This is a genomic window from Streptomyces sp. NPDC006372, from assembly GCF_040612515.1.
In the GTDB taxonomy this organism is placed as follows: Bacteria; Actinomycetota; Actinomycetes; order Streptomycetales; family Streptomycetaceae; genus Streptomyces.
The window spans coordinates 1-7,261 of sequence record NZ_JBEXQJ010000079.1; the positions used below are offsets into that span (position 1 = coordinate 1).

General features: G+C 73.5%; 6 protein-coding genes. 4 read left to right on the forward strand and 2 right to left on the reverse strand.

Annotation, left to right across the window (positions count from 1 at the left end):
* The first annotated feature begins 200 nt into the window (after window positions 1–200).
* Window positions 201–1,865, forward strand: a complete 1,665-nt coding sequence (locus ABZ016_RS42745) for an alkaline phosphatase D family protein (RefSeq protein WP_356922207.1) — start codon at window positions 201–203, stop codon at window positions 1,863–1,865.
* 145 nt (window positions 1,866–2,010) lie between these two features.
* Complete coding sequence (locus ABZ016_RS42750; protein WP_356922208.1) at window positions 2,011–3,378, forward strand: carbohydrate-binding protein; 1,368 nt, start codon at window positions 2,011–2,013, stop codon at window positions 3,376–3,378.
* Between the two features lie 174 nt (window positions 3,379–3,552).
* Here ABZ016_RS42750 and ABZ016_RS42755 read toward each other — a convergent pair whose 3' ends face one another.
* Together ABZ016_RS42755 and ABZ016_RS42760 are read right to left on the reverse strand one after the other, a co-directional pair.
* Complete coding sequence (locus ABZ016_RS42755; RefSeq protein WP_356922212.1) at window positions 3,553–3,741, reverse strand: hypothetical protein; 189 nt, start codon at window positions 3,739–3,741, stop codon at window positions 3,553–3,555.
* A gap of 37 nt (window positions 3,742–3,778) precedes the next feature.
* Window positions 3,779–5,236 carry an ornithine decarboxylase gene (locus ABZ016_RS42760; protein ID WP_356922209.1) on the reverse strand — a complete coding sequence of 486 codons (1,458 nt, stop codon included), beginning with the start codon at window positions 5,234–5,236 and terminating at the stop codon, window positions 3,779–3,781.
* A gap of 293 nt (window positions 5,237–5,529) precedes the next feature.
* Here ABZ016_RS42760 and ABZ016_RS42765 point away from each other — a divergent pair, with 293 nt between their 5' ends.
* Together ABZ016_RS42765 and ABZ016_RS42770 are read left to right on the forward strand one after the other, a co-directional pair.
* Window positions 5,530–6,774 (forward strand): amidohydrolase, encoded by a 1,245-nt coding sequence (locus ABZ016_RS42765; RefSeq protein WP_356922211.1) that lies wholly within the window; start codon window positions 5,530–5,532, stop codon window positions 6,772–6,774.
* On the forward strand, window positions 6,771–7,261 hold a 491-nt coding region (locus ABZ016_RS42770; RefSeq protein WP_356922210.1), incomplete at its 3' end, for a DoxX family protein. The genes ABZ016_RS42765 and ABZ016_RS42770, both read left to right, overlap by 4 nt.

Below are 7,261 nucleotides of genomic sequence, written 5' to 3' on the forward strand. Positions count from 1 at the left end.
GGCCGACGCCGGCGGCGTTTTCCTGTCCCGCGACGGGTCGTGCCGAGTACCGCTCCCGTACCGCCTCAGGTGTGAACGCCCCGCAAGTCGTACCGCTTTCAGGCATTTTGTCTGCTTAGCATGCATGCTCCGCGCTCCGCACGTCGGTGTTTTGTCCCCGTCCGCCCGGGGCGCGACCGCCCCGTACGAGAGGACACCAGATGGCGCTGACGGGCCGTCGGAACGCACCGTCCGAGCATGCCTTTTCCCCGCACGACGATGTTCTGCGCACCGCGGCGCCGCACGTCGCCCGCCGCCGTTTCCTGACCGTCACCGCGGCGGCGGCGCTGCTCGCCTTCACCACCAACCGCCCGGCCCGCGGCGCCACCGCCGCTCGCGAACTCGACGCCGCCCGGATCTCCGCCGACCCCTTCACCCTCGGCGTGGCCTCCGGTGACCCGCTGCCCGACTCGGTGCTCATCTGGACCCGGCTCGCGCCCGAGCCGTTCGCGGAGGACGGCGGCCTGGGCCAGGAGCGGGTCGTCGTCGACTGGGAAGTGGCCGTGGACGAGCGGTTCGCACGGGTCGAGCAGCGGGGTGTCGCCACCGCCCATCCCGAGTACGCCCACAGCCTGCACATCGACGTCAAGGGCCTGAAGCCGGACAGCCGGTACTACTACCGGTTCCGGGTCGGAGCCTGGATCAGCCCCACGGGCCGGACCCGTACGGCACCGGCCGCGGGCAGCGACCCCGCCGGCATGCGGCTGGCGGCCGTGGCCTGCCAGGCCTACCAGGACGGCTACTACACGGCCCACCGGCACCTGGCGCAGGAGGACGTCGACGTGGTGTTCCACCTCGGCGACTACCTGTACGAATACGCCGTGGACTCGGCGGGCGGGGCCCGCCGCTACACCGACCGCACGCTGCCCGACGTGTTCAACCGCGAGACCACCACCCTGGCGGACTACCGGCTGCGCTACGCGCTCTACAAGAGCGATCCGGACCTGCTCGCCGCACACGCCCAGCACCCGTTCCTGGTCACCTGGGACGACCACGAGACGGAGAACAACTACGCCGGGTCCGCCGCCGAGAACGGCAGTTCCCCGGAGCAGTTCCTGGTGCGGCGGGCCGCCGCCTACCGGGCCTACTGGGAGAACCAGCCACTGCGCGCCGAACAGCTGCCGCAGGGCCCCGACGCCCGGTTGTACCGCCGGCTGGCCTGGGGGTCGCTCGCCCAGTTCGACATCCTCGACACCCGCCAGTACCGCTCCGACCAGGCTTACAAGGACCAGCCGCACGCACCGGGCACCGAGTCGGACGACCCGGCCCGTACCCTCACCGGCGCCGCGCAGGAACGCTGGCTGCTGGACGGCTGGCGGGCCTCGAGCGCGCTGTGGAACGTGATGCCGCAGCAGGTGTGCTTCTCCCAGCGCAAGTTCGACCTGACCGCGCCCGCCCGGGTCTCGATGGACACCTGGGACGGCTACCGCGCCTCCCGCGACCGGGTCATGGCGGGCGCGAAGGCCGCGGGCATCGACAACTGGATGGTCCTCACCGGCGACGTCCACGTCGGGTACGCCTTCGACATCAAGGACGACTTCGACGACCCGCGGTCCAGGACGGTGGGCACGGAGTTCACCTGCACCTCCGTCGCCAGCGGCGGGGACGGGGCTCAGAGGCCCACCAACTGGGACACCTACATGAAGGCCAATCCCCACATGAAGTACTACGACGGCCGGCGCGGCTACCTCAGGGTCGAGCTGGACCGCGAGAAGGCACGGGCGGACTTCCGCACCGTCTCGGGCATCACGAAGCCCGGGGGCACCATCTCGACGACCGCGTCCTTCGTCACGGAGGCGGGTTCGCCCGGCCTGAAGTCCGCGTGACACGCCCGGCGTCCGCAGTACTGCACTTGGCGCCCTTCCCCGCGCCAAAGCGCGAAACGGGGCGGCCCGGGACATCACCGCGGGCCGTTCCGGCAAGGCCTATGGCCTCGCGACAGTTCCACCGTGCCCGAAGGAGACACATCGAATGGTCCACAGACATGCCGTGACCGGCCGCCGGGCGGCCCTGACCGTGCTCGGCGCGCTCGTCGCCTGCGGGATCCCCTCCGCCGTGGCGGCCGAGCCCGCGCCTCCCGCGGGGCCCCTGCCCTCGGCCGCCCAGACCGTCGGCGCCGACCGGCCGCCGGCTCCGGTCCTGCACGCCATGGAGCGCGACCTCGGGCTGACCGCGGCACAGGCATCGCTGCGGCTGGTCAACGAGGCCGAGGCGGGCACCCGGGCGGGGCGGCTGCGCAACGCCCTGGGCAACCGCTTCGCGGGGGCCTGGCTGAGCGGCACGACGTCGCAGGAGCTGTTCGTGGCGACCACCCAGGCGGCGGACGTGCCCGCCATCAAGGCCCAGGGCGCCAAGGCCGCCGTCGTGAAGAAGACGCTCCGCGACCTCGGGGCGGCGAAGCGGAAGCTGGACGCGGCGGCGGCCCGTGTCAGCACCCGCGACACGCCCCTGTGGTACGTCGACGTCCCGAAGAACCGGGTCACGGTACAGGCCAGGAGCAGGGCCGCGGCCGCCGCGTTCGTCAAGGCCGCGGGTCTCGACGGCAAGAGCGTGGGCGTCAAGGTGACGGCGAGCAGGCCGCGCCTGCTGACGGACCTCACCGGCGGTGACGCCTACTACATCAACGGCGCCGCCCGCTGCTCCGTCGGCTTCTCCGTCACCAAGGGCACCCAGCAGGGCTTCGCCTCGGCGGGCCACTGCGGCCGGCCCGGTGACAGGACGACCGGGTACGACAACGCGGAGCAGGGGACGTTCCAGGCCTCCACCTTCCCCGGCCGGGACATGTCGTGGGTGGCCGTCGACGACCAGTGGACGGCCACGGCCGACGTGAAGGGCGAGGGCGGGCAGACCGTGCAGATCACCGGCTCGGTCCAGGCGCTGGTCGGGGCCGCCGTCTGCCGCTCCGGCTCCACCTCCGGCTGGCACTGCGGCAGGATCGAGCAGCACGACACCAGTGTCAGCTACGCCGAGGGCAGGGTGGACGGGCTGACCCAGACGACGGTGTGCGCCGAGCCGGGCGACTCCGGTGGGCCCTTCGTCGCGGGCACGCAGGGGCAGGGCGTGACGTCCGGGGGCAGCGGTGACTGCGCGAGCGGCGGCACCACGTTCTACCAGCCGATCAATCCGCTGCTCAGTCAGTACGGCCTGACCCTGAAGACCGCCGCGGCGGCGTCCGCGGCGCCGCAGGGCAGCGCCGCGCCGGCCTGGACCGCGGGCCGTGTCTACGAGGCCGGTGCCACGGTGACCCACGCCGGTGTGCGCTACCAGTGCCTGCAGAGCCACCAGGCACAGGGCGCGTGGGCGCCCACCGGCACTCCGGCCCTGTGGCAGCGGGTGTGACAACGGGTCAGGGCTGACCGGCGCCGGTGCGGCAGGTGCCGCCGGCGCCGGGCGGGCCCCGCTGCTCCTCCGCCAGCAGCGCGCACGCGGCGGCCTGGAACGGGTCGTGGGCGCGGAAGCGGCGGGTGCACAGTGCGGCCAGGGCGGTGCCGGTGTCGGGGCGGAAGCCCAGGACTAACCGCGCGCACGAATCCGCGGGCGACGTCGACCGGACGCGAGTTCGTCGGGCAGGGGTGGGGTGTGCAGAAGGGTGCTCGGCAGCAACGCGTCGGCTCCCAGCACCCGTACGGCCGCGAGGGCGAGGCCCCCCGCTTCCCCGTCGGCCGCCTCGGGGACGGCGGCCGCACGAGCGTGGTCCTGCACCGCGTGTCGCTCATGAGTGACTCGGGCCTACTCAGCCTCAGGCCACGACCCGCAGCGTGCGGACGGAGGAGTCGGACGCGTCCGGGATGAGGACGCCGTGTTCGGCACCGCTGCGCAGGTAGTCGAGGACCTCGTCGGTGATGACCTCACCGGGCGCCACCACGGGCACGCCCGGCGGATAGGGGCTGATCATCTCCGCTGCGATCCGTCCGGCCGCCCGCTCGGCGGGCACGTGCTCGACCGGGGCGAAGAACGCCTCGCGGGGCAGCATCGCCTGCTCCAGTTCCAGCGATGAGGGCTCGGGCAGCCGGACCGGCGGGCGCCGTTCGACGGAGTCCGCGTGCTCCACCAGCGCGCGCAGGGCCTCCACCAGGATCTCCTCGGTCTCGTCGTCGTCGGCGTGGGTGATCGAGGCGCTGATACGGCAGGAGTCCGAGCCGCCGACGTCCACATGCCGGTGCGTGCGCAGCCACTCCGCGGCCTGCATGCCGCTCATGCCGAGTTTCCGTACGTCGATGACGAGTTTGAGCGGGTCGAGGTCCGCGGCCTGCCCCTCCTCCACCACCTCCCGGCCCATGGGCCGCAGCCCCGGCAGGTCGGCGACGGCCGCCCGGACGCGTTCGGCGCGGCGGACGGCGGTGTCGAGCAGCTCGTGTCCCTGTTCCACCATGTGGCGGCGCCAGCCGTCGAGCGTGGCGTACACGAGGGAGGAGGCGCTGGTAGTCCCGAGCAGGTCCTCCCGCTGTTTGAGGGCCTCGGGCGAGACGCGGTCGTACTGGAGGTGGAAGACGGAGCTCTGTTCCACGGCGCCGCCCATCTTGTGCACGCTGGTCACCACCAGGTCGGCCTCGGCGTCCATGCCCCAGGCGGGCAGGGCGGGGTGGAACGGCAGGTGGGCGCCCCATGCCTCGTCGACGATGACGGGCACGTCGAACGCGTGGCACACCCGGGCCACTGCCTCGATGTCGGCGCAGGAGCCCCAGTCGGTGGGCGTGATGAGCAGCATGCCCTTCGCGTCCGGGTGTTCCTGGAGGCGGCGGCGGACGTCGTCGGCCTCGGGCGGGTGGGCCAGGTGCCGTTCGGCGTCGAACTTCGGGTGCACCCAGATCGGTTCGACGCCGTTGACGACCACGGCCGCGATGACGGACTTGTGTGCGTTGCGCGACAGCAGCAGTTTCTCGCCGGGGCCGGCCACGGCGAGCATGGCGGTCTTCACCGACAGGGAGCTGCCGCAGGTGGAGAAGAACGCGTGCTCGGCGCCGACGGCGTCCGCCATGAGCTCCTGGGCGCGGCTGAGGACGCCCTGCGACTGGCGGCGGTCGTCCAGCCCGTTGAGGGAGAGGACGTCGGAGCGGAACACGTCGAGCCCGACGATCTCGGCCACCCGCGGGTCCACTCCCCGGCCCTGCTTGTGGCCCGGCGGGCCGTAGGCGATGTCACCGCGGCGCCGGAAGTCCTCCAGCGCCTCCAGCACGGGCACGCGCGAGTGGTCCATGGTTCCTCCCAGGTCCGGCCCGCCCGGCCACCGCCGCGGCGTCCACGCTGTCGTGGCCCGGCGGGTACACCGACCGTGTTGCACCGGGGCACGGGTCGAAACCATCACCGGGGGAGGTGCCGTCCGTGGGCGGCTGCGGGCTCGTCGTGGTTGAGCGCGCAGTTCCCCGCGCCCCTGGGCGGTGAGCTCCCGCGCCGGCCGATCGGCGGGATGTGGCGAGTGTCGTGGCGGCGTGGGGTGATACCCGGGCGGGGACGCACCGCAGCCGATGTCGGGGAGGTCGCGTGGACCGCATGCGCGAGGACGTGCACCAGGCCGTCCGAGAGGAGGTGGCGGCCCGGGCCGGCACGCTGTGGGACGTGGCCCTGCGGCTGCACGCCGATCCCGAGTACGCCTTCGCCGAACACCGGGCGGCGGCTCTGCTGTCGGGTGAGCTGGAACGCGCCGGTTTCGCCGTGGAGCGCGGCGTGGCCGGGCTGCCGACCGCGTTCACCGCGCGCTCGGGCCGGGGCAGGCCCACCGTGGCACTGCTGATGGAGTACGACGCCCTGCCCGGCCTCGGCCACGCGTGCGGCCACAACCTCATCGCGGCGGCGGGGCTGGGAGCCGCGCTGGCGTCGGGCGCCGTGGCGGAGGCCGGCGCGGGATCGGTGCTGGCGGTGGGCACACCCGCCGAGGAGGGCGGAGGCGGCAAGGCCCTGGAGGTGGAGGCCGGGGTGTTCGACGACGTCGACGCCGCCCTGATGTTCCATCCGGGTGTGTACAGCTGGGCGTGGGCGCCGCTGACCGCGCAGGCGCAGTACCGGGTGGCCTTCCACGGCCGGGCCGCGCACCCCACGGGGAACCCGACGGAGGGCATCGACGCGCTGGCGGCGCTCGTGGAGCTGTTCAACGTGCTGGGCGTCCTCGGGCGGCGGCTGCCGGAGGGCTCTCACGTGCAGGGCATCGTCACCCACGGCGGCACCGCCACGAACATCGTCCCGGAGTACGCCGAGGGCCTGTACGGTCTGCGCGCCGCGATGACCCCGGCGCTGGAGGACCTGGCGGAGCGGCTGCGCGTGTGCGCCGAGGGTGTCGCCCGGGCCACGGGCACCAGGGCCGAGGTGGAACGGGCCACGGTGCGCTACGAGCACTTCCGGGACAGCGAGGTGCTGTCCGAGCGGTTCGCCACGCACCTCGCCCGGGCCGGGATCCCCCTGTCACCCCCTGTGCCGGGCGTGTACCTGGGATCGTCCGACATCGGGAACGTCAGCACGCGGGTGCCGGCGATTCACCCGTTCGTGGCGATCATGGACGAGGACGGCTCCGACCACACCCCGGAGTTCGCCGAGGCCGCCGCGTCCGACCGGGCGCGCGGGGTGCTGATCGCCGTGACGGAAGCCCTCGCGTGCACCGCCGCCGACGTCCTGCTGTCCGGGGAGCTGCGCGCGCAGGCGTGGGCTCGGCACCGGGCCGCGCGGACCGGGGGTGAGTCGTCCGCCCCCGGCGGGGAACCCGGCCCCTCGCTGTACCCACCGACACCTTGGAGAGGGCCATGAGTCTGTTGCGTGTACTCGGCCGCCCCATGCTGGCCTCGATGTTCCTCACGGGCGGCCTGAACTCCGTACGGGAACCGAAGGAGGTCGCCTCGGCCGCCGAACCGGTCGTGCGGCCGGTCACCGACCGTGTCCCGGCGCTGCCGGACCGCACCGAGCAGGTCGTACGGCTGAACGGTGCCGTGCAGGTCGTGGCCGGGCTGATGCTGGCCACGGGACGCATGCCACGTCCGGCCGCGCTGGCCATCGCGGCCACCCTGGTGCCCACGACGCTGGCGGGCCACCGCTTCTGGGAGGCTGAGGACCCCTCCGAGCGGGCCCAGCAGCGCATCCACTTCTTCAAGAACATGTCCATGCTGGGCGGACTGCTGATCGCCGCCGACGACACCGGCGCCCGTCCCTCGGTGCTGTGGCGCGGCACCCACGCCGCGCGTGGCCTGCGGCGCGAGGCGGGCCTGGTGCGGCGCTCCGTCCGGGCCACCGCGCGCCC

Bases quoted from the DNA above. Each gene is read 5' to 3' on its own strand.
- ABZ016_RS42750 (WP_356922208.1), top strand. From the start codon at position 2,011: ATGGTCCACAGACATGCCGTGACCGGCCGCCGGGCGGCCCTGACCGTG.
- ABZ016_RS42760 (WP_356922209.1), bottom strand. From the start codon at position 5,236: ATGGACCACTCGCGCGTGCCCGTGCTGGAGGCGCTGGAGGACTTCCGG.
- ABZ016_RS42745 (WP_356922207.1), top strand. From the start codon at position 201: ATGGCGCTGACGGGCCGTCGGAACGCACCGTCCGAGCATGCCTTTTCC.
- ABZ016_RS42765 (WP_356922211.1), top strand. From the start codon at position 5,530: ATGCGCGAGGACGTGCACCAGGCCGTCCGAGAGGAGGTGGCGGCCCGG.